This window comes from Pseudomonas sp. NPDC089734 (assembly GCF_044748865.1).
In the GTDB taxonomy this organism is placed as follows: Bacteria; Pseudomonadota; Gammaproteobacteria; order Pseudomonadales; family Pseudomonadaceae; genus Aquipseudomonas.
The window spans coordinates 50,898-71,166 of record NZ_JBIVGV010000014.1; the positions used below are offsets into that span (position 1 = coordinate 50,898).

The 20,269-nt window shown below is 59.6% G+C and carries 22 protein-coding genes; 16 read left to right on the forward strand and 6 right to left on the reverse strand.

Annotated elements, in window-relative coordinates:
* The first annotated feature begins 9 nt into the window (after positions 1-9).
* Positions 10-891 carry a LysR substrate-binding domain-containing protein gene (locus tag ACIPY9_RS17680; protein WP_400704011.1) on the forward strand — a complete coding sequence of 294 codons (882 nt, stop codon included), beginning with the start codon at positions 10-12 and terminating at the stop codon, positions 889-891.
* Here the strand turns inward: ACIPY9_RS17680 and ACIPY9_RS17685 are convergent.
* Entirely contained in the window at positions 881-1,612 is a 732-nt protein-coding gene (locus tag ACIPY9_RS17685; RefSeq protein ID WP_400704303.1) for a sulfite exporter TauE/SafE family protein, read from the reverse strand. The genes ACIPY9_RS17680 and ACIPY9_RS17685 overlap by 11 nt on opposite strands.
* A gap of 220 nt (positions 1,613-1,832) precedes the next feature.
* On the opposite strand from ACIPY9_RS17685, the gene ACIPY9_RS17690 reads away from it, so the two are divergent.
* Positions 1,833-2,306: a MarR family winged helix-turn-helix transcriptional regulator gene (locus ACIPY9_RS17690; RefSeq protein ID WP_400704014.1), complete on the forward strand. Its 474-nt coding sequence runs from the start codon at positions 1,833-1,835 to the stop codon at positions 2,304-2,306.
* A gap of 240 nt (positions 2,307-2,546) precedes the next feature.
* The gene (locus ACIPY9_RS17695; RefSeq protein ID WP_400704017.1) at positions 2,547-2,966 is read left to right on the forward strand and encodes an organic hydroperoxide resistance protein; all 420 of its coding nucleotides are present in this window, start codon (positions 2,547-2,549) and stop codon (positions 2,964-2,966) included.
* A gap of 70 nt (positions 2,967-3,036) precedes the next feature.
* On the opposite strand, the gene ACIPY9_RS17700 is transcribed toward ACIPY9_RS17695, so the two are convergent.
* Both ACIPY9_RS17700 and earP read right to left on the reverse strand, forming a co-directional pair.
* Positions 3,037-3,606 (reverse strand): elongation factor P, encoded by a 570-nt coding sequence (locus ACIPY9_RS17700; protein WP_117164043.1) that lies wholly within the window; start codon positions 3,604-3,606, stop codon positions 3,037-3,039.
* Positions 3,607-3,705: 99 nt separating this feature from the next.
* A complete protein-coding gene (gene earP / locus ACIPY9_RS17705; protein WP_400704021.1) occupies positions 3,706-4,839 on the reverse strand; it encodes an elongation factor P maturation arginine rhamnosyltransferase EarP in 1,134 nt (377 codons plus the stop codon).
* A gap of 117 nt (positions 4,840-4,956) precedes the next feature.
* Between earP and ACIPY9_RS17710 the strand changes: the two genes are divergently transcribed.
* From ACIPY9_RS17710 to ACIPY9_RS17760, 11 genes are all read left to right on the forward strand, one after another.
* Positions 4,957-5,343 (forward strand): hypothetical protein, encoded by a 387-nt coding sequence (locus ACIPY9_RS17710; RefSeq protein ID WP_400704024.1) that lies wholly within the window; start codon positions 4,957-4,959, stop codon positions 5,341-5,343.
* A gap of 3 nt (positions 5,344-5,346) precedes the next feature.
* The gene (locus ACIPY9_RS17715; protein WP_400704027.1) at positions 5,347-5,829 is read left to right on the forward strand and encodes a GreA/GreB family elongation factor; all 483 of its coding nucleotides are present in this window, start codon (positions 5,347-5,349) and stop codon (positions 5,827-5,829) included.
* A 111-nt stretch (positions 5,830-5,940) separates the two neighbouring features.
* The gene (locus ACIPY9_RS17720) at positions 5,941-6,147 is read left to right on the forward strand and encodes a hypothetical protein (protein WP_400704030.1); all 207 of its coding nucleotides are present in this window, start codon (positions 5,941-5,943) and stop codon (positions 6,145-6,147) included.
* Positions 6,148-6,359: 212 nt separating this feature from the next.
* Positions 6,360-6,893, forward strand: a complete 534-nt coding sequence (locus ACIPY9_RS17725; RefSeq protein ID WP_400704033.1) for a PaaI family thioesterase — start codon at positions 6,360-6,362, stop codon at positions 6,891-6,893.
* A gap of 296 nt (positions 6,894-7,189) precedes the next feature.
* The gene (locus tag ACIPY9_RS17730) at positions 7,190-7,927 is read left to right on the forward strand and encodes a FadR/GntR family transcriptional regulator (RefSeq protein WP_400704036.1); all 738 of its coding nucleotides are present in this window, start codon (positions 7,190-7,192) and stop codon (positions 7,925-7,927) included.
* Positions 7,924-8,928, forward strand: coding sequence for an ABC transporter ATP-binding protein (locus tag ACIPY9_RS17735; RefSeq protein WP_400704039.1), 1,005 nt, complete (start codon positions 7,924-7,926; stop codon positions 8,926-8,928). The genes ACIPY9_RS17730 and ACIPY9_RS17735 overlap by 4 nt, the downstream gene beginning before the upstream one ends.
* Entirely contained in the window at positions 8,925-10,043 is a 1,119-nt protein-coding gene (locus ACIPY9_RS17740) for an ABC transporter ATP-binding protein (RefSeq protein ID WP_400704042.1), read from the forward strand. Before ACIPY9_RS17735 ends, ACIPY9_RS17740 begins: the two co-directional genes overlap by 4 nt.
* A complete protein-coding gene (locus ACIPY9_RS17745; protein ID WP_400704045.1) occupies positions 10,040-11,542 on the forward strand; it encodes an ABC transporter substrate-binding protein in 1,503 nt (500 codons plus the stop codon). The genes ACIPY9_RS17740 and ACIPY9_RS17745 overlap by 4 nt, the downstream gene beginning before the upstream one ends.
* Before the next feature lie 43 nt (positions 11,543-11,585).
* Positions 11,586-12,533: an ABC transporter permease gene (locus ACIPY9_RS17750; RefSeq protein WP_400704048.1), complete on the forward strand. Its 948-nt coding sequence runs from the start codon at positions 11,586-11,588 to the stop codon at positions 12,531-12,533.
* The gene (locus tag ACIPY9_RS17755; protein WP_400704051.1) at positions 12,530-13,402 is read left to right on the forward strand and encodes an ABC transporter permease; all 873 of its coding nucleotides are present in this window, start codon (positions 12,530-12,532) and stop codon (positions 13,400-13,402) included. Before ACIPY9_RS17750 ends, ACIPY9_RS17755 begins: the two co-directional genes overlap by 4 nt.
* Before the next feature lie 173 nt (positions 13,403-13,575).
* Complete coding sequence (locus ACIPY9_RS17760) at positions 13,576-15,171, forward strand: gamma-glutamyltransferase family protein (RefSeq protein WP_400704054.1); 1,596 nt, start codon at positions 13,576-13,578, stop codon at positions 15,169-15,171.
* A 54-nt stretch (positions 15,172-15,225) separates the two neighbouring features.
* Here the strand turns inward: ACIPY9_RS17760 and ACIPY9_RS17765 are convergent, their stop codons facing one another.
* Positions 15,226-16,503 (reverse strand): aromatic amino acid transport family protein, encoded by a 1,278-nt coding sequence (locus ACIPY9_RS17765; RefSeq protein ID WP_400704057.1) that lies wholly within the window; start codon positions 16,501-16,503, stop codon positions 15,226-15,228.
* 221 nt (positions 16,504-16,724) lie between these two features.
* Positions 16,725-18,215: a DASS family sodium-coupled anion symporter gene (locus tag ACIPY9_RS17770; protein WP_400704060.1), complete on the reverse strand. Its 1,491-nt coding sequence runs from the start codon at positions 18,213-18,215 to the stop codon at positions 16,725-16,727.
* A 253-nt stretch (positions 18,216-18,468) separates the two neighbouring features.
* On the opposite strand from ACIPY9_RS17770, the gene ACIPY9_RS17775 reads away from it, so the two are divergent.
* Positions 18,469-19,017: an RNA polymerase factor sigma-70 gene (locus ACIPY9_RS17775; protein ID WP_400704063.1), complete on the forward strand. Its 549-nt coding sequence runs from the start codon at positions 18,469-18,471 to the stop codon at positions 19,015-19,017.
* Between the two features lie 220 nt (positions 19,018-19,237).
* Positions 19,238-19,804 (forward strand): TetR/AcrR family transcriptional regulator, encoded by a 567-nt coding sequence (locus tag ACIPY9_RS17780; RefSeq protein WP_400704066.1) that lies wholly within the window; start codon positions 19,238-19,240, stop codon positions 19,802-19,804.
* A gap of 83 nt (positions 19,805-19,887) precedes the next feature.
* Here ACIPY9_RS17780 and ACIPY9_RS17785 read toward each other — a convergent pair whose 3' ends face one another.
* Positions 19,888-20,220: a ComEA family DNA-binding protein gene (locus ACIPY9_RS17785; protein WP_400704069.1), complete on the reverse strand. Its 333-nt coding sequence runs from the start codon at positions 20,218-20,220 to the stop codon at positions 19,888-19,890.
* Positions 20,221-20,269 lie beyond the last annotated feature (49 nt).

Sequence of the window (20,269 nt, forward strand, 5' to 3'; positions counted from 1 at the left end):
ATGTTTCTTATGCAAGCCATCTGTGAGATTGATGAATTGGCCCACTATCCCAGTATCGACACCGAACTGCTGCGCACCTTTGTAGCGATTGCCGACCATGGCGGATTCACGCGCGCCGGCGAGGTGGTCAATCGCACCCAGTCGGCGGTCAGCATGCAGATGAAGCGCCTGGAGGACGATGTCCTGCAACGTTCGCTGTTTCAACGTGATGGCCGTACCTTTCGCCTGACAGCCGAAGGCCAGGTGTTGCTCGGTTATGCCCGACGCATCCTGAAACTGCACAGTGAGGTGTTCAACACGCTACGCGATCCCCACATGGTCGGTGTGGTGCGGATCGGCTCGCCGGACGACTATGTGATGCGCTTTCTGCCCGGCATCCTTTCGCACTTCGCCTGCACCTACCCTCTGGTTCAGGTGGAGGTCCACTGCGAACCGTCTACGGCGCTGCTGCAACGTCACGATCTGGACCTGACCATCGTCACCAGTCGCCCCGGCAGCGAGATGGGCCAGATATTGCGCCAGGAACGGCTGGTCTGGACCGAAGCCCAAGGCTTTTCGCCCCATGAACGGACGCCTCTGCCACTGGCCATGTTCAACACGGACTGCTTCTGCCGTGAGTGGGCCTGCAACGCACTGGATGCCATGGAGCGCGAATACCGCGTCGCCTACAGCAGTGCGAGCCTGTCGGCGATCATGGCCGTGGTCAGTGCCGGTCTGGCCGTCACCGCCCAGCTCCAGAGCCTGGTCACACCCGATCTGCGCATCCTGGGCGAGGCAGAGAACCTGCCGCAACTGCCGATTGCCAGCATCGTCCTGGTGCGTAACCCGGAGACGCCCTCGCCCATCACCGATTGCCTGGCCGAGTACATTGCCGAAGGCTTCAGACCTTGAACATCAGGATCACGGCACACAGCATCAGGAAAACGCAGAACAGATAACGCAGCAGGCGCTCCGGCATCGAATGCGCCAGCTTCACCCCCCAACTGACACTGGCCAGCCCTCCGATTGCCAGCGGAACGCCCATGGACCAGTTGACGTGATCGTGCAGCGCGTAAGTGAACAGGGTAATCGCCGTGCTCGGCACCGCCAGCGTCAGCGCAAGCCCTTGCGCCACGACCTGGGTCGCCCCGAATACACTGGTGAGCACCGGGGTGGCGACAACCCCGCCCCCCACACCGAACAAACCGCCCGTGACACCGGAGCCGACGCCCAGCAACCACAACCAGTTGACGTGGCGCAACTGAGCACTGGCCTGCCCCTTGCGCCAGAACATCTGGGCAAGATTGAAAGCCGTCAAGGCGATCAGAAAAACCACGAATCCGATACGCATGTACTGCGGTTCGACATTCACCGCCAGCAATGAGGTCAGCCAGGCCAGAAAGAAACTGGGAATGACGAGCATCACGGCATTGCGCAGCAGGACGCGATTGCGCTGGTTATAGCGCCACAAGGCCAGCAATACATTGGGCAGTACCATCAACAGGGCCGTGCCTTGTGCCAACTGCTGATCGAGTCCGAACAACACCCCCAATGCCGGAATCGCAACAAGGCCGCCACCGATCCCGAACAACCCGCCCAGGGTGCCCATCGCTGCACCCAACAACACAAACATGACAACTTCAGTCACACCACTTCCCCAATCGGCCCATTAGGAGAATGCTACGCAGTCTTGACCCGCAGGCATACGCTCACTGTAAGAGAATTTCTCGAGATGCCGTGCATCAAGCGATAACGATTCCTATTGTGTAGTCATGACCGCCCGGATTTATCTGGCGCATTAAAGAACGCAACACTAAATTAGGCCTCTTTTCCAGAGCTTACGAGGATTGCCCATGAATGCCGAAGACCGCCTTGATACCGAGGCTTCTGCCGATTGCGACTCGCTGCTGCTCGATAATCAACTGTGCTTCGCCCTTTATTCCACCTCCTTGATGATGACCAAGGTCTACAAGCCATTGCTTCTTGCCCTCGGGCTGACCTATCCGCAGTACCTGGCGATGATGGTGCTCTGGGAGACAGAAGGCCTGACGGTCAGTGATGTCAGCACCCGCCTGCTGACCGATCCCGGTTCATTGACCCCTCTGCTCAAGCGCCTCGAAGCCGAAGGGCTCATCAGCCGTACCCGCAGCAAGGAAGATGAGCGTGTGGTTCTGTTGCACCTGACGGAACAAGGCCGCGCCCTGCAGCAAAAAGCCAGAGACGTGCCCGGCTGCATTCTTTCATCCAGCGGCCTGACGCTGGAGAAACTGCGTGAATTGCAGGGGGAACTGCTGGAGCTGCGCACCAGCCTGCACGGCAGCCTTTGAACAGATTCAGGCCTGACAGCGAGTCATGGCCTTCTCTTCCGACGAACGGAAAATCTCCATAATGGATTGTTTTAAAAGGATTTAAAGCACCGTCAGCCCTGCAGCTCGCCTTCCCGCTCAACCGGGAGAGAGTGAACTTTTGAAATTTAACTTGCGCGCAAAATATTTGAGCTATAAATTAAATTCACTTAGTTAGCGCACAAGATTTCTGCAATCACCCCAACCTGCGAGGTAAACGCCATGAACACTCTCTACACTGCTGTTGCAACGTCTACCGGTGGCCGCGATGGCCGTGCTGTTTCCAGCGACAAGATTCTCGACGTCAAACTGGCAACCCCCAAGGAACTCGGCGGTGCAGGCGGCGAAGCCACCAACCCTGAGCAACTGTTCGCAGCCGGCTATTCCGCCTGCTTCATCGGTGCCCTGAAATTCGTCGCAGGCCAGAGCAAGCGCAGCATCCCGGCAGACGCCTCGATCACCGCCCATGTCGGTATCGGTCAGATCCCGGGCGGTTTCGGTCTGGACATCGACTTGCACATCAGCCTGCCAGGCCTTGAGCTGGCCACCGCTCAAGAGCTGGTCGATGCCGCTCACCAGGTCTGCCCGTACTCCAACGCTACCCGCGGCAACGTTGACGTGCGTCTGCATGTAACCGTCTGACCCCGTTTAACAGGCACAAAAAAACCGCATCGCTGCGGTTTTTTTGTGTATCGGGGTTACAAAACCATGCTTATTTAGCACGGCCTTTGTAAGAACCGCCGTCACGGGTATCGATCTCGATCATGTCGCCGATTTCGATGAAGTCAGCCACGCTCAGCTCGGTACCGTTTTTCAGTTTGGCAGGCTTCATGACCTTGCCCGACGTGTCGCCACGAGCGGAACCTTCGGTGTAGTCAACCTGACGCACGATAGTGGTCGGCAGCTCTACGGAAACCAGACGCTCTTCGAAGAAGACCGCTTCGCAGACGTCGGTCATGCCTTCTTCGACGAAGGGCAGAACGGCTTCGATGTCTTCGGCGTTCAGCTCGTACATGGTGTAGTCAGTGGTGTCCATGAACGTGTAGGAGTCACCGCTGATGAAAGACAGGGTAGCTTCCTTGCGATCCAGGATCACGTCGTCCAGCTTGTCGTCGGCGCTGTATACGGTTTCAGTCTTGTAACCGGTCAACAGGTTCTTCAGCTTGGTCTTCATGATGGCGCTGTTACGACCGGACTTGGTGAACTCGGCCTTCTGGACCAGCCAAGGATCGTTGTCGATACGGATCACGGTGCCGGGTTTCAGCTCTTTACCAGTTTTCATTGCATATATCCGAATTTGGATTGAAATAGCCAAAGGCTCTGTACGAGAAATAGCCTGCACAGGCACTTTTCGTACAGAGCCTGATATCAAGGCCGCGTATCATAGCGAATTTCGGTAAAACTGTACCAGCGCCGCAGCAAGATCGGTTTGCGAGGCCCGTTCCAGACACCAGCGCCGGGCATGCCGTTCTATCTCGGCCTCGTGAATCAGCACCGCCTGCCAGCTTTCCCCAAGGTCCAGCCCACGGTTCCAGCCCCGCCACAGACTGCCCAGCGCCTGAGCGGCCGCCGGAGACAGCCCGGCGAGATAAAGCGCCAGAAACGCCTCCAGCTTGGGGAGATGGGCCTCATCCTCCTGCTGATAGATATGCCAGAGCATCGGACGTGCGGCCCATTGGGCACGGACAAAGGAATCCTCGCCCCGCACGATATTGAAATCACAGCACCACAACAGCCGGTCATAGCGCTCCTGCCGGACGAACGGCAGCACCTGAACGGTCAGGGAACCCCGCGTTTGCACGGCCCCGACCTGCAAGTCTTGATTCCCGAACCAGCGCTGAAAATCACCCAGCACACGGCCTTCGGGAACCAGCACATGGTTTTCCCTCGAATCGCTGGCCAGCCTCTCCAGCCAGCTGCCCAGCGCCGGATTCTCGTAGGCAAACACCGAGATCAGGCGGGCACCGTCATTGGGCTTCACGCCCATCTCTTGCAGGAAATCACGCTGTGCCGAGCGGTCATGCTGGAACGCCTGACACTGCTCGACCAGCCCCTTTTCTCTCAACAGGCCACCGGTGGCGTCCTGAAACCCCGGAAAGAAAAAGAACTTTTTCAAGCCATTCGACTGCAACGAAGGCAGGCCATGACAGCCAGTGACCCACTCCTCGGCACTGAGGTAGTCCAGATTCAGCCACAGAGGCCTTGGCGAGCGCTGTAACATGGCGTCGATGTAGCCCGTCGGCAGGCGGCAGGCGAACGCTTCGAGCACGACGTCGGGAATATCGGCAGCCCCCCACGTTTCGGGCCAGTGGCAGATCTGCACACCGTCCTGCCACTGCTCTGCAGCCTCGAGACTGGCCTCGGGGCACAGACGAACGAAGGCCGCCAGATCATCGATCCACAGACGGACACCGACCCCATGTTCGGCGACCAGCTGACGCGCCAGACGCCAGGTCACGCCCACATCGCCATAGTTGTCGACGACGCTGCAAAAAATGTCCCAAGAGGCTTTCATCCCGGCTCCCTGAGGCTGGTTCAAGAAAAAACGCCGATTGTCCTCCAGAACAACACCTCTCCACCAGCACAAGGCATGGCACAATTGCTTCTGCCGCCCAACGTCAGGAGTCCAGTCATGCCGTCCTATCCGAATCGTCGCGAACTGTATGTTTCCCTGAAGCTGATCGTGTGTATAGCGCTGGGCATCTGGCTCGGCGCGATGGCCGTCGTCCTGACAGGCATGCTGTTTTACAAGAACCTGCCTCCGGCCCAGACACAGGCACTGGAAAAAGCCGCCGCTCAGCTGACGGCGCCCGAAGCGCCTGCGGTAGAACCGGAAAACACCCTGTTCCAGAAATACGAGCAAAACCTGCGGGAAAGCGAAGCCCGTCAGGCACGTGAACAGGTCCAGGAACAGCGGCAGAAGAACTTCAACCGGGCAAAATGCGATTTCTGGATACAGCAGGACCGCACCGCCCCCAGCGAAAGAAGCCGTGCGGGCATCAATGAATACTGCGGGTAAGACATGAACAAGGCAGACATCCTGCAACGGGTCATCGACCGTCTGAACATCGACCTGGACATCGCCCGGCGTGCGGCACAGACCGCCTATGAAGCGGCGACTCACGAAGAGAACATCGCCGAAAACAAGTACGACACCCTGGGGCTGGAGGCCTCCTATCTGGCCGCTGGCCAGGCCCGGCGCGTGGAGGAGATTCGCCAGGCCCTGGCCTCCTGCCAGAACTGGACGCTCAAGCCTTTCGATGAATCGCGTGGCATTCAGACCGGTGATCTGGTCGTTCTGGAGGCGGATAACGGCCAGTCGCAGTACCTGTTCATCGCGCCCGATGCGGCGGGCCTGAAGGTCCACGCAAACGACACGCCGATTACCGTGATCACGCCCCGCGCCCCTCTGGGGCAGAATCTGCTGGGCAAGGCCGAGGGCGATCTTGTCGAAATCACCATCAATGGCGCCCGGCAATCCTTTGAAGTCACCCGAGTGATGTGACACAGGCATCATTTTCAGGGTTCACGGGCGGAGTTTTTGTCGGTAATGTAAACCGTCGTTACACAGGGGCTACACCGTAACAGTCAAGGACTTGAATCAAGGAGATATTTCATGACGAACGTCATCGCCTTCCCTGACGCCCATGAACGTGATCGCCTGAAGTCCAGTGAAGATCCGGCGTTGAGATACCTGAACCGAAAAGAGCGGATCCTGATCGACCAGTTGCGTTCGACCAGCCATGCCGGACGTCAGTACGTGTATGACTACGCGAGCATCATGCACCTGTCCAAGCCTCTGTACCCGGCCCCACAGGACTGAATGTAACAACACGAACGGCCACGCCATCCACGATCAGGGGCACTCATCTGCGGTGAAGCCCCCGATCACGCCCTCCTGTTTCCTGCCGTTCCTGACGCCTCCTTTCCTCCTGCCTGCACTCATCCGGCCTGTTGCGGCGCTTTACATTGCGACCGTAATCCCACATAAATATTACGCTCGTAATTTTTCTATCCATTCAGGAGTGAAGCGTCATGTCGAACCTCTCTCGCAACGAAAAGCTGCTGTCATGGATTGAAGAAGAAAGGTCCATCCGGTCGCGGCTGGGTGCGGCGGGCACGACCAGTCTTGCTGACGTGGCCGCTCTGGAACCGGCCGAATTTCTGGAAGCGATCGGTCGTGGCGAGCTGCCGTCGCCTCCCATCGGCGAACTGATGGACTTCGTCCCGCTGCATTGGTCGGCCGGATCCTTCATCTTTCAGGGCACCCCCGACAGCCGTCACTACAACCCGCTGGGCAGCGTGCATGGCGGTTACGCCGCGACACTGCTGGATTCATGCATGGGGTGCGCGATTCACACGATGCTCAAGAAAGGCCAGGGCTATACCACCCTCGACCTGCGGGTCAGCTATGTCCGGGCACTGAGCGACAAGGTCGGGCCGGTACGGGCGGAAGGCAAAGTCGTTCATCTCGGCCGCTCCACCGCTCTGGCAGAAGGTCGCCTGTATGACGTGGATGACCGCTTGTACGCGACCGCCAGCACCACGTGCATGATTCTGAATATGTAAACCGATGATGCACTCCCGATAAGCACACTGCCCACAATCAGGCATTCATCCGGTCATTCTCAGAAATTGGTTCGCTCCCACCCGAACCAATTCACTCTTTATGCCAGCGAACCACTGTCCGAACCTTTCTCGATTGGCCCGGACAAGGCCATCCGCCCGCATCGGCATCTTCAGCCCTGAAAAATCAGGGCGAACCAATTTTCATTGGCACTCCCCTTGCACCGCCCCCTGGGCCTGAACAGCAGTTGATAGCTGCATGAACGGCGCTCTTTTCCGGGCTGTGTTGAGTGACCACGATGCAAAGGTTCGACCCTGATACACCTATCGACAACGCCTCGAAACTGGCTCTGGACGCCTTGCGCCAGATGGTCGCGCAGCATGCCGCGTTCCCTCAGCGGGCCCTGCCGACGGAGCGGGACCTGGCGGCAGACTTCGGCGTCAGTCGGCGGGCGATTCGACGGGCCTTGTCGGTACTGGAAGCCGAAGGCCAGATCTGGCGGCGGCAGGGCAAAGGGACGTTTGTCGGCCCGACACCACCCAGCGCCTCGATCAGTTTTGCCCGCCTTTCGGGCAGGACCAATTTCAGCGAGGTCATGGAAGCCCGCCTGCACCTGGAGCCAGCCCTGGCTTCGCTGGCAGCGGTCCGTGCCAATGGTGAACAAATGGCCATTCTGCGACGTCTGGCCGAACGCACGACCCGCCAGCAGGACGCCGAGCAGGTCGATGCCGAAGGCCTGGAGCTCTGGGACAGCGCGCTGCACCGGGCCATTGCCGAGGCTGCCGGCAACCGATTGATGCTGGATCTGTTCGAGATGCTCGACGCCATTCGCCTGGACCCCATGTGGCGTGACTTGCGCCAGCGGGCACGCAATGCCGACCGCCTGAACACCTACAGCCACGATCACGACGACATCGTCAGCGCCATCGAAACCCGTGACCCGATCAAGGCCGCCATGGCCATGCGCGGGCATTTACGTGCTCTCCAGCAAGCGCTGGACCACATCATCAACCAAGACCTGGAGGCGAGTGTATGAGTTCGACCCTTCATGACAGCCGTCCCGTTCTGAGTGTCAGTGACTTGACCGTACGCTTCGCCCATTCGCCCGCCAATGTCGTGGACGGCGTGTCATTCGCCGTACACCCCGGACGGACCCTGGCCATTGTCGGCGAATCCGGTTGTGGCAAGAGCGTGACGTCGATGGCCCTGATGGGCTTGCTGCCCGGCACTGCCAGCGTCAATGCCAGTGCCTCCCGCTTGCTGGACGAACCCTTGCTGGGCATGTCCGACGAACGCCTGCTGGATATTCGCGGCAACCGCATGGCGATGATTTTCCAGGAGCCCATGACGTCCCTGAACCCGGTGTTCACCATCGGCGAGCAGATTGCCGAAAGCGTGATCCGGCATCAGGGGCTCTCGCCCAGGGATGCACGGCAACGTGCCCTCCAGATGCTGGAAAAGGTCCGCGTTCCCGATGCCCTCCAGCGCCTGGATGCCTACCCGCACGAACTGTCCGGTGGCATGCGCCAGCGGGCGATGATCGCCATGGCGCTGGTCAACGACCCGGTCCTGATCATCGCGGATGAACCCACCACGGCACTGGACGTGACCATTCAGGCGCAGATTCTGTCGCTGGTCGCCCGGCTTCAGTCCGAGACCGGAACCTCCATGATCCTGATCACCCATGATCTGGGAGTGGTGGCCGAGGTCGCCGATGACGTGATGGTGATGTATGCCGGCCAGGTGGTGGAAAGCGGACCGGTCAAGACCCTGTTCGACGACCCGCAACATCCGTACACCATTGGCCTGATGGGCTCTATGCCCTCCATTGGCCCTCGCGAAGGTCGCCTGGCGACGATCAATGGCCGGGTGCCGACGCCCGCCGAAATGCCTTCGGGCTGCCGCTTTGCCGGGCGCTGCCCTTTTGTGCTGCCCGCCTGCCGTGACACACGGCCTCCCCTGCTCGAGCTGTCCGACGGACATTTTGCCGCCTGCATCCGGGCACCTTTAGAACAGCATGTAGGGGCCAGCGCATGACGTTTACAGAACATGAATCCATAGAATCGGCTGCCCAGAAACCGATTCTGGAAGCCATCGGCCTGAGCAAGCATTTCGGTATCGAAGCCGGTCTGTTCCAGCGCCGGAAACCGCCGGTACAAGCCGTCAACGAGGTCTCGCTGTCGGTGCGCCGGGGCGAAACCCTGGCGCTGGTCGGGGAGTCCGGTTCGGGCAAATCCACGTTGGGGCGTTTGCTGCTCAACCTGCTGAACCCCACGTCCGGCGATGTCATCTATGAAGGCCGCAACCTGGCCAACCTGTCGCCCGAGAAGCTGCGTCAGGTTCGTCGCGAACTGCAGATCATTTTTCAGGACCCGTTCGCTTCGCTGAACCCGCGCATGACGGTCGACTCGATCGTCGGCGAGCCGATCTGGCTGCACAGTGACGCCAGCCGCAGCGACCGTCAGGCCCGGGTCGCAGAACTGTTGCGTACCGTCGGGCTTGCCCCGGAACACGCCGGACGCCATCCCCATGAGTTTTCCGGCGGGCAGCGCCAGCGTATCGGCATCGCCCGCGCCCTGGCTTCGGAGCCACGTCTGATTCTTGGCGACGAACCGGTGTCTGCACTGGACGTTTCAGTCCAGGCACAGGTGGTCAACCTGCTTGAAGACCTCAAGCACCGGTTCGGTCTGACACTGGTGATCGTGGCCCACGGCCTGGCCGTGATCCGTCACATGAGCGATCGGGTGGCCGTCATGTACCTCGGAGAAATCGTTGAGCTGTCGCCGGTCAACGAACTGTTCGAGTCGCCCCTGCATCCCTACACCCAGGCGCTGATGGCCGCCGTGCCGGTCAGTCATCCCGACCTGCGACACCCCAGGCCGTTGCTGGGCGGCGACATGCCAAGCCCCAGGCGCCCGCCTTCGGGCTGTCGCTTTCACACTCGCTGCCCCCACGCCCGCCCCTTGTGCAAGGAGGTCAAGCCGCCGTTTGTCGCGGTGGACGCCGAGCGCCAGGTGGCCTGCCATTACTGGCGCGAAATCGCCAATGCCGGGGCCGGCACGCTGGTCGTACCGACCCCGAGCGCTGCCTACACACAACGTTTGAACCTGTTCAAAAGCCATCAAGCCTTATCACTGGAGAGCCAGCCATGAAGTTTGCACATGTGATGACCGGAACCTTGCTCATACTGGCTGCGAACGCCGCCCTTGCAGAGTCGACCTTGCGCATCGGCATCCAGGACGACCCGGACATTCTGGACCCGCACCGCTCCCGGACGTACTCGGGGCGCCTGGTGTACACCGCCCTGTGCGACAAGCTGGTCGACATCACCCCACAACTGGAGTACGTGCCTCAACTGGCCACGGCCTGGACCTGGAGCGAGGACAACAAGACCCTGAGCATGACACTTCGCGAAGGCGTGACCTTCCATGACGGCGAGCCTCTGGACGCCGCGGCGGTGAAGTTCAACCTGGACCGCGCCCGCACCCTGCCCGATTCGTTGCGCAAGAGTGAACTGGCTTCGGTGGACAGCGTGGAAGTCGTCGACCCGAAAACCGTCGCGATCAAGCTCAAGCAACCCGACGCGACCCTGATATCGCAGCTGTCGGACCGTGCCGGCATGATGCTCGCGCCCAAGGCTTCACAGGGCGATGTAGGTTCAAAACCGGTCTGCTCCGGCCCGTACAAGTTTGTGCAGCGTGTGCAGCAGGACCGCATCGTGCTGGAGCGTTTCGAGCAGTACTGGAACAAGCAGGCCTATCACTTCGACAAAGTGGTCTTCCTGCCGATTCCGGACACCTCGGTCAGGCTGGCCAACCTGCGCTCGGGCGACCTGGATATCATCGAGCGCGTCGCGCCCACCGATGTGAAAACCGCCCGGGCCGACAGCAAGCTGACGGTCTACAGCACACCGGGCCTGGGTTACATGCAGTTGATGTTCAACATCGCCAACGGCGACAAGGCCAACAGCCCGATCGGCAAGGACAAGCGTGTCCGCAAGGCCTTCGAGCTGTCCATCGATCGCGACGCCATCAATCAGGTGGTGTTCGAAGGCCTGTACGCCCCGAGCGCGCAACCTTTCCCCGGCAACAGCCCGTATTACGACAAGTCCTTGCCGATCCCGGCCCGTGACGTCGAGAAAAGCAAGGCATTGCTCACCGAAGCCGGTGTGAAAATGCCGCTGACCGTGGACCTCAAGGTCGCCAACAACCCCATCGCCCAGCAAGTGGGTCAGATCATCCAGGCCATGGCCGGGGAAGCGGGTTTCAACGTCAATCTGGTCGCCACCGAATACGCCACCATGCTCAGCGAGCAACAGAGCGGCAATTTCCAGATCGGCATGAGCGCCTGGTCGGGACGTCCGGACCCGGATGGCGACATCCATCAGTTCGTGACCTGCAAGGGTGGCCAGAACGACGGCAAATACTGCAACCCGAAACTCGACGACCTGCTGAACAAGGCACGTCAGGTCAACGACACCGCACAGCGTCAGGCGCTCTATCACGAGGCTTTGCGTCTGCTGGCCGATGAAGTGCCTACCGCCTACCTGTATTTCGACCCGCGCATCATCGCTGCACGCAACAACGTGACCGGCTTCGTACCGAACCCGGACGGCCTGATTCGCCTGACCAACGTCGCGTTCAAACCATGAGGCTCCCGATCATGTGTAACCGGCGCACCCGTGAGGGCCTGGCATGTTGATATTTATCCTGCGACGCCTGCTCAGCGCGATCCCGACGTTGATTCTGGTTTCGCTGTTCGTCTTCACCCTGCAAAAGCTGCTGCCGGGGGACCCGGTGCTGGCAATGGCCGGGGAGGAACGCGATCCGGCGGTCATGGAATACCTGCGCGAGAAGTACCGGCTCGACGATCCGATCCCGTTGCAGTACCTGAACTGGGTCGGCAACGTGCTCAAGGGTGACTTCGGCACCTCGCTGCGCACCGAACAACCCGTGACCACCCTGCTGGTGTCCAAGTTGCCGGTGACCATAGAGCTGGCACTGCTGGCGTTGCTGATTGCGCTGTTGATCGGCATCCCGACCGGTATCGTCTCGGCCGTCAGGAAAGGAACGGCTCTGGATTACGGTGCCAATGTCGTGGCCTTGTCAGGCATTTCCATTCCGCACTTCTGGCTGGGGATTCTGTTGATCATGATCTTCGCCGTGAAACTGCAATGGCTGCCAGCCTCGGGTTTCGTCCCGGCGGGGGAGGACCTGGGGCAAAACCTGAAGACTCTGATCCTGCCCGCCTTCGTGCTGGGGGCCGGGTTGTCGGGCGTGCTCATGCGCCACACTCGCAGCGCGATGCTTGAAGTGCTGCGCACGGACTATGTCCGTACCGCACGGGCCAAAGGTCTGTTCCCGTACTCGGTCGTACTCAAGCATGCCCTGCGTAACGCCCTGATGCCCATCGTAACGCTGACCACGCTGCTGTTCGGTGAGCTGCTCGGCGGTGCCGTGCTGACCGAGCAGGTCTTCAGCATCCCCGGCTTCGGCAAGATGATTGTCGATGCGGTATTCAACCGTGATTACGCGGTGGTGCAAGGCGTGGTGCTGTGCGTGGCAATCGGGTTTCTTCTGCTTAACCTGCTGGCCGATGTGCTCTACCGCATGATCAACCCACGCTTGAGGACCGCTTCATGACCAGCCTGGCCACTGCCGCGCCTACCGTTCTTGAGCCACGTGTACGCTCGCCCTTCGTCAAGAAGTTCCTCGCCAACAAAGGGGCCGTGCTCGGGGCGGCCATCCTGTTGCTGTTCGTTCTGGCGGCGGTTTTCGCCCCCTGGATCGCTCCCCATGATCCGCTGAAGGCCAACTTTCTGGCCGTCCGCAAGGCACCTTCGCTGATCTACTGGCTGGGCACCGATGAACTGGGCCGCGACCTGTTCTCGCGCCTGTTGTGGGGTGCTCGCAGCTCCTTGCTGGCAGGCGGCGTCTCGGTCGCCATCGCCATGGTCATCGGGGTTCCGCTGGGGCTGCTGGCCGGTTACTTCGGCGGCAAGCTGGATGCAGTCATCTCACGCATCATGGAAGCCTTGCTGTCGTGTCCGTTCCTGGTCCTGGCGATTGCGCTGGGTGCGTTTCTCGGCCCCAGCCTGACCAACGCCATGATTGCCATCGGCCTGTCCGCCATGCCGATCTTTGCCCGCCTGACACGCGGCCAGGTATTGGCGATCAAGCACGAGGACTATCTGGAAGGTGCCCGCGCCATCGGCTTGCCGGATCGCTGGATCATCCTGCGCTATGTGCTGCCCAACGTAATGTCTCCGCTGGTGGTGCAGGCCACGCTGACCATCGCCTCGGCCATCCTGGCCGAAGCCAGCCTGTCCTTTCTGGGGCTGGGCCAGCAACCGCCTTCGCCGTCCTGGGGCTCGATGCTCAATACCGCGAAGAACTTCATGGAACAGGCCCCCTGGATGTCGATTGCCCCCGGTCTGGCGATCTACATCACCGTGCTGTGTTTCAACTTGCTGGGCGACGGGCTGCGCGATGCCCTGGACCCCAAAGGCTAGGTTCTGTACGAAAAGTCGGCGAGCGAAGGTCAGGCAAGGCAAAAAACGGCGAGGAAGCGGAGTTGACTGGTTGTCAATGAGCATTCTGAGCCGGTTTTTAACGCCGCCTGACCGAGCGCAGCCACTTTACGTACAAAACCTAATGCCCTCTTTCTGCCAACAGGACCTTTCTTATGTTTGATGATCTGGATTACAGCCAACCCTATGCCTCGGCACGCTCGCCGGTAATGGGTAACAACATGGTCGCCTGCTCCCAGCCTCTGGCGGCTCAGGCGGGCCTGGACATGCTGCGTCGCGGAGGCAATGCGGTCGATGCGGCCATCGCGGCAGCCATGGTCCTGACCGTGGTCGAACCGACAGGTTGCGGGATCGGCAGCGACGCGTTCGCCATCGTCTGGGATGGCCAGGCACTGCAAGGCCTCAACGCTTCCGGCCGCGCACCACAGGCCTGGACACCCGAACACTTCGCCGGCCAGAGCGCCATGCCGCAACGGGGCTGGGGTGCCGTGACAGTCCCCGGTGCCGTTTCCGCCTGGGTCGCGCTGTCCGAGCGTTACGGCAAGCTGCCCTTCGCCACCCTGGCAGAGCCGGCCATCGGCTATGCCCGCAACGGCTATCAACTGACGCCCATCATCGCCGAGCTGTGGCGTCGTGGCGCAGACGTGCTCAAGTCGCAGCCGGGCTTTGCCGAGTGCTTCCTGCCCAATGGCAAGGCGCCCGTTGCCGGGGAAAAGGTCCGCCTGCCCGATCATGCCCGCACGCTGGAACTGATCGCTGAAACAAAAGGCGAGGCCTTCTACCGTGGCGAACTGGCCGAAGCGATGATCGCCCATGCCAACGCCAATGGCAGCGTCATGAGCCTGGATGACCTGGCGACCCATACCGTGGACTGGATAGACACGTTGTCCGTGCCTTATGCCGGTGCCGTGGTTCATGAACTGCCGCCCAATGGTCAAGGCATTGCAACCCTGGCAGGCCTGGGCATGCTGGAAGCGCTGGGTGTCGGCGAACATCCCGTCGACAGCGTGGAAACGGTACACCCCGTGCTGGAAGCCATGAAGCTGGCGCTGGCCGACCTGGATTTCCATGTGGCCGACCATGACCACATGCGCGTGGCCTCCGAGCACTTGCTGGATGCCGATTACCTGAAAAGCCGTGCGGCGCTGGTCACCGAACAGGCCGGCAATCCCGGTCACGGCTCGCCCAGGGCGGGCGGTACGGTGTATCTGTCCGCCGCCGACGAAAGCGGCATGATGATCTCGTTCATCCAGTCCAACTACATGGGCTTCGGCTCCGGCGTCGTGGTGCCGGGCACCGGTATCAGCCTGCAAAACCGTGGCGCGGGCTTCTCGCTGGACCCGACGCATGTCAATGTCGTCGCCCCACGCAAGCGCCCTTTCCATACCATCATTCCCGGCTTCGTCATGAACGCCGACGGCACGCCACTGATGTCATTCGGTCTGATGGGTGGCCCGATGCAGGCGCAAGGGCATTTGCAGATGATGATGCGCATCCTGCGCTACAAGCAGAACCCGCAAGCCGCAGCCGATGCACCGCGCTGGAGAATCGAGTCAGGCTTGAAAGTCGCCGTAGAGCGCGCTTTCGATCCACGGGTGGTCGAAGCATTGCGCAGCAAGGGGCACGCGATTGACGTCGAAGAACCCAGCGGCGTCTTCGCCTTTGGGGGCGCGCAGATCATTCAGCGCACGGCGCATGGGTATGTGGGCGGAACGGACCCGCGCAAGGACGGGTTGGTGGCGGCTTACTGAGCCAGAGAGGAGCTTCCACAGGGCTCAATGCGAACCCTGTGGAAGTGAAGCGGTTTACTGCATCAACGAATAGACCAGTGCGGTAATCGCCACCAGACCGGCAACGACCACAAAGATGTTGGACAGTTTGCCAGCATACTGACGCATGGCAGGAACCTTGCGGATGGCATACATCGGCATCAGGAACAGCAGTGCCGAGATGATCGGGCCACCCAGGGTTTCGATCATGCCCAGGATGCTCGGGTTGAGTGTCGCAACGATCCAGCACACCACCAGCATGAAGCCGGCAGTCACGCGGTCCAGGGTACGCGGCGCAGGACGAAGACCGGACTTCACGATCAACCCTTTCAAACCTTCACTGGCGCCGATGTAATGGCCCAGGAACGACTTGGCAATCGCCACGAAAGCAATCAGCGGCGCGACGAACGCGATGGTCGGGTTGCTGAAGTGGTTGGCCAGGTACGACAGGATCGAAATGTTCTGTGCCTTGGCTTCGGCCAGTTGGGCCGGCGACAGGGTCAACACGCAACTGAACACGAAGAACAGCACCATGACCACCATCAGACCGTGGGCACGAGCCAGGATCTGCGAGCTGCGGATCTCGGCATTCTGGCCGTACAGGCGCTTCTGATCCACCGCAAAGGCCGAGATGATCGGCGTGTGGTTGAAGGAGAACACCATCACGGGAATCGCCAGCCACAGCGCAGGCAGGAATGCCGACGGCTCAGGCAAGGTGGTCGCGGTGCTCAGGATGCCGCCGGTCCAGTGTGGAATCAGGTAGACCGCCAGGAACAGCAGCGCAACGATGAACGGATACACCATCAGGCTCATGGCCTTGACGATCAGTCGCTCGCCGCAACGCACCACGAACAGCAGACCCAGGATCAGCACAAAGGCCAGCAGCGCACGTGGCGGGGCCGGAACATGCAATTGATGCTCGAGGAAGCTGGTGACCGTGTTGGTCAGCGCCACGCTGTAGATCAGCAGGATCGGAAAGATGGCGAAGAAATACAGCAGGGTGATCATGGCACCGGCACTTTTGCCGAAATGCTGCTCGACCACTTCAGTGATGTCGGAGCCGTCGCGTCCGGACAGCACGAACCGGGTCAGGCCGCGGTGTGCATAGAACGTCATCGGGAACGCCAGCAATGCCAGTGCCAGCAATGGCCAGAAACCGCCGATACCGGCGTTGATCGGCAGGAACAGAGTACCGGCACCGATAGCGGTACCGAACAGTCCCAGCATCCAGGTTGTATCGTGACGACTCCACGCGGCTATATTCGCGGGTTCTGCATCCAGGCGTTCTGCGACGCCATTGGCCTGATCATTCATCCGGTCTGGTCTCCGTGGCCGGTTATTCAAATTGGGGAGGGATATCAAAAACTTGGCAGTTAAAAGTCCCGCCCCAAAACAGGGGGGCGAGATTGTCAGGGATCGGGCCGATAAATCAAAGAGCTATCAGACCGAACGGCCCGACAGTTACAAAAAAATGAAGGGACAGAAAAGGGCTCAAACCCGAGGCGAGAGCCCTTTTCCGAATGCCAGGAAGGCAATTACATCCAGCCGAGCCACTGCCAGTACGTCATCCCGAACACCAGCATCAGCACATAACCGATGATGGTCATGGGAATACCGACCTTGGCGAACTGGCGGGCATTGAAGGTTTCGGTGCCCAGGCAGACCATGTTCTGCGGCGCATTGATCGGCAGGATGAAACCGTAGCTGACCACAAAGCCCAGCAACATGGTCATGCCCAGCCGGTTGAAATCACCCGGCAAGGTTTGCAGGACCGCGATCAGAATCGGCAGCAACGCCGAGGTCAGTGCGGTGGCGCTGGCAAAGCCCAGGTGGATGAGGATCAGAAAGGCCCCCAGAATCGCGAAAATGCCCAAGGGGCCGACCTGATCGAGCCCGGTTCTGCTGACGACCTGCCCGCCCAGCCATTGGCCGGCCTGAGTGGTCAGCAAGGCCGTGCCGAGGCTGATGCCGACACCGAACACGATCACCGTGCCCCATGGAATGCGCGACTGCACGTCCTTCCAGGTCATGACACCCCAGCGTGGCAGCAGCAGGATCACCAGGCCCGCATAGGTCGTGGAGGTGGTGTCGAAACTGTGCAGCTTGCCCTCGGTCGCCCAGAACAGCAGCAACATCACCGACACGCTCAACAGACGCTTTTGCGCACCGGTCATCGGCCCGATTTCAGCCAGTGATTTTGCAACCGCCTCCTTGCCACCCGGAATGCTGTCGCTTTCCGGTGGCAAGAGTTTGAGCACCAGCAGGATCAATACAGCAGACATGATCAGAGCCCAGGGAGCACCGGCAATCAGCCAGTCGATCCAGGACACCCGATGGCCGAGCATCTTGTCCATGAAGCCTGCCGTCAGCAGGTTCTGTGCAGCGGCAGTCTGGATACCGATGTTCCAGACACTGGTCCCCTGAGCCACGATGATCATGATCGCCACGGCAATGTTGGAGCGCTTGTCGACCCCGAATGCCGCGATCACCCCCATCATGATCGGGACAACACAGGCGCTGCGCGCCGTTGCGCTGGGTACCACCAGACTGAGCAGAATCGTGACGACAACGGCACCGATCATGATCCGCCGCGTGCTGGTACCGACCCGCGACAGGGTCACCAGCGCAATGCGTCGATCCAGGCCGGTATGAGTCATGGCCGCGGCGAGAAAGAGCGCGCCGGTCACCAGCGCCAGTGCCGAATTGGAAAACCCGCTCAGGGCCATGGTGATCGCTGCAGACGATCCGTAGAGAACCGAAGGGTCCTTGAGTGTAGGAGCCGAGCCGACCAGAAACGCGATGAGCGAGGTGATCATGATTGCGCTGGCTTCGTAGGAGACAGCCTCGGTGATCCACACCACGACCGCAAAAGCCAGAATTGCCAGCATTCGGTGGCCGGCGACCGGCAAGTCTGCCGGCATGGGCAGGAACAACACACCTATCATGACCAGTACAGCGATAACCAGACCCACGGGTATTTTTACCTTCCCCGGTGGTACATCAGGTGTCTCTACAGACGCATTCATGCTGTTTTCCGTACTCCCTCGAAATTCACGCCTGAACAGCAAGCGTTACCGTTGCAGCCATTGTGAGCCGCTGCAGACATCGCTCCCTTGATATCGGTCAAACGGGGGCCAGATGCCCAATTCTGTGAAACGTATCCCGGTCATCTGAAATTAGTTACCGACTACAATTGACAATGATTATCATCCACCCTAATTTGTTGCGCGATATGTCGGGGGCCTCCCTATAAACCTCTGCTGCTGTCAGGTGATTTCCATGCCGGTACGACTCACAACACCTACGTGTGACTCCCCTCTGCTCCAGGCTTTCGTCGAGAACCGCACGATTCTGGTCAAGATCGCCACCCGTATCACCGGCTGCACCTCCCGAGGCGAGGATGTCGTGCAAGACGCATTCTTCAGGCTGCAATCCGCACCTGAAATTTCCTCGTCGATCAAGGCTCAGCTCAGTTACCTGTTTCAGATCGTGCGCAACCTTGCCATTGACCACTATCGCAAGCAGGCCCTTGAACAGAAGTATTCCGGCAGCGAAGAAGAGGGGCTGAATGTGGTCGTGCAGGGTGCGTCCCCGGAAACCTCACACATCAACTTTGCAACGCTGGAGCATATCGCTGACGCCTTGACTCAATTGCCCAGCCGAACCCGATACGCCTTCGAGATGTATCGCCTGCACGGTGTCCCGCAAAAAGAGATCGCCAAAGAGCTGGGTGTATCACCCACGCTGGTCAACTTCATGATTCGCGATGCCCTGGTGCATTGCCGCAAGGTGTCCCGTCTCGAGCAGTCGGCTCAACCCCGGAAATGACAGCCGGGGGTGGAAAGCCCCCTCTGACCTCCCCCATATGGCAGTTTCTCCCTGCCGCGAAAAGCAGTAGCATGTTCCCGTCCTTGAAAAAGCATTACCAAACGCGCATCTCGCGCCGGTGATGTGAATGCGATTTAAGAAATGATCGCTGCATCGATTAACCTATCCATGTGAAAATACTTAGTAACACTTTACGAGCCACTGTCGGGAAGCTCATCACATGCGTTATGCCCTGGATCATAAAGCTCAAACCCACCAACGCATCATCAAGGAAGCGTCCGCACGATTTCGTCGCGACGGTATTGGTGCAACAGGCCTGCAACCTCTGATGAAAGCGCTGGGGCTGACCCATGGCGGCTTTTATGCTCACTTCAAATCCAAGGATGATCTGGTTGAGCAAGCACTGCGTTTCGCTGTCGATGAAGTGAAAGAGAAGACGGGCAAAGTCTTCGCCATGGAGGACTCCCTTCCGGGGTTTATCGACCTCTATCTTTCAACCGGCCATCGAGACAATCCCGATTCAGGCTGCCCGTTGCCCAGCATTTGTGCAGAACTGGGCCAGCGCGACCAGGCCAGCCTGAGCACCGATGAAATCATCCTGCATATCCAGTCGTCATTCGAGAAAGCGTTGCCGGGGGAAAACCTCCAGGAAAGGAGTATCACCCTGTTATCGACGCTGGTAGGTGCTCTGGTGTTGTCACGCAGCACTCAGAACAATGAACTGTCAGAACAAATCCTGGACAGTACCCGTGCACGGCTGAAGCGGGAAATCCGAGAAGTCCGTTAGGCTTTGTACGAAAAACGGTCTTTCAACTTTTCCGTGCAGTTTTTAACAAGAGGCCGACATTACGTCGGCCTCTTTACAAACGATCACTCGATGGAAAGTTTCTCGCGGTTCTTGTCCAGAATCGCTTTTCCGATCCCCTTGACTTCAATCAACTCGTCCACCGACGTGAACCCGCCATTGGCTTCTCGGTAAGCAACAATGGCAAGGGCCTTATTCTTTCCGATGCCGGCAAGTTCTTTCTGAAGTCTGTCGGCATCCGCCGTATTGATATTGACCTTATCGCCTTTCTGTTCCTGAGTCATGGACAGGGAACCCGGACTTTCATTCATCATCGGTGCAGCCGGTGCGGCTGTAGCGGCAACGGATACCGATGCAAGAAAGGCAAAGATCAAAGAAGAGAAATAGGAAGTTCGCATAGATAACGCTCCATCTGATTTTTAAAGACAGCTTTCCGAAGCTGCCTCT

Bases quoted from the DNA above. Each gene is read 5' to 3' on its own strand.
- ACIPY9_RS17760 (WP_400704054.1), top strand. From the start codon at position 13,576: ATGTTTGATGATCTGGATTACAGCCAACCCTATGCCTCGGCACGCTCG.
- ACIPY9_RS17735 (WP_400704039.1), top strand. From the start codon at position 7,924: ATGAGTTCGACCCTTCATGACAGCCGTCCCGTTCTGAGTGTCAGTGAC.
- ACIPY9_RS17775 (WP_400704063.1), top strand. From the start codon at position 18,469: ATGCCGGTACGACTCACAACACCTACGTGTGACTCCCCTCTGCTCCAG.
- ACIPY9_RS17720 (WP_400704030.1), top strand. From the start codon at position 5,941: ATGACGAACGTCATCGCCTTCCCTGACGCCCATGAACGTGATCGCCTG.
- ACIPY9_RS17700 (WP_117164043.1), bottom strand. From the start codon at position 3,606: ATGAAAACTGGTAAAGAGCTGAAACCCGGCACCGTGATCCGTATCGAC.
- ACIPY9_RS17680 (WP_400704011.1), top strand. From the start codon at position 10: ATGCAAGCCATCTGTGAGATTGATGAATTGGCCCACTATCCCAGTATC.
- earP (WP_400704021.1), bottom strand. From the start codon at position 4,839: ATGAAAGCCTCTTGGGACATTTTTTGCAGCGTCGTCGACAACTATGGC.
- ACIPY9_RS17745 (WP_400704045.1), top strand. From the start codon at position 10,040: ATGAAGTTTGCACATGTGATGACCGGAACCTTGCTCATACTGGCTGCG.
- ACIPY9_RS17785 (WP_400704069.1), bottom strand. From the start codon at position 20,220: ATGCGAACTTCCTATTTCTCTTCTTTGATCTTTGCCTTTCTTGCATCG.
- ACIPY9_RS17710 (WP_400704024.1), top strand. From the start codon at position 4,957: ATGCCGTCCTATCCGAATCGTCGCGAACTGTATGTTTCCCTGAAGCTG.
- ACIPY9_RS17740 (WP_400704042.1), top strand. From the start codon at position 8,925: ATGACGTTTACAGAACATGAATCCATAGAATCGGCTGCCCAGAAACCG.
- ACIPY9_RS17780 (WP_400704066.1), top strand. From the start codon at position 19,238: ATGCGTTATGCCCTGGATCATAAAGCTCAAACCCACCAACGCATCATC.
- ACIPY9_RS17695 (WP_400704017.1), top strand. From the start codon at position 2,547: ATGAACACTCTCTACACTGCTGTTGCAACGTCTACCGGTGGCCGCGAT.
- ACIPY9_RS17690 (WP_400704014.1), top strand. From the start codon at position 1,833: ATGAATGCCGAAGACCGCCTTGATACCGAGGCTTCTGCCGATTGCGAC.
- ACIPY9_RS17755 (WP_400704051.1), top strand. From the start codon at position 12,530: ATGACCAGCCTGGCCACTGCCGCGCCTACCGTTCTTGAGCCACGTGTA.
- ACIPY9_RS17770 (WP_400704060.1), bottom strand. From the start codon at position 18,215: ATGAATGCGTCTGTAGAGACACCTGATGTACCACCGGGGAAGGTAAAA.
- ACIPY9_RS17725 (WP_400704033.1), top strand. From the start codon at position 6,360: ATGTCGAACCTCTCTCGCAACGAAAAGCTGCTGTCATGGATTGAAGAA.
- ACIPY9_RS17730 (WP_400704036.1), top strand. From the start codon at position 7,190: ATGCAAAGGTTCGACCCTGATACACCTATCGACAACGCCTCGAAACTG.
- ACIPY9_RS17765 (WP_400704057.1), bottom strand. From the start codon at position 16,503: ATGAATGATCAGGCCAATGGCGTCGCAGAACGCCTGGATGCAGAACCC.
- ACIPY9_RS17750 (WP_400704048.1), top strand. From the start codon at position 11,586: ATGTTGATATTTATCCTGCGACGCCTGCTCAGCGCGATCCCGACGTTG.
- ACIPY9_RS17685 (WP_400704303.1), bottom strand. From the start codon at position 1,612: ATGTTTGTGTTGTTGGGTGCAGCGATGGGCACCCTGGGCGGGTTGTTC.
- ACIPY9_RS17715 (WP_400704027.1), top strand. From the start codon at position 5,347: ATGAACAAGGCAGACATCCTGCAACGGGTCATCGACCGTCTGAACATC.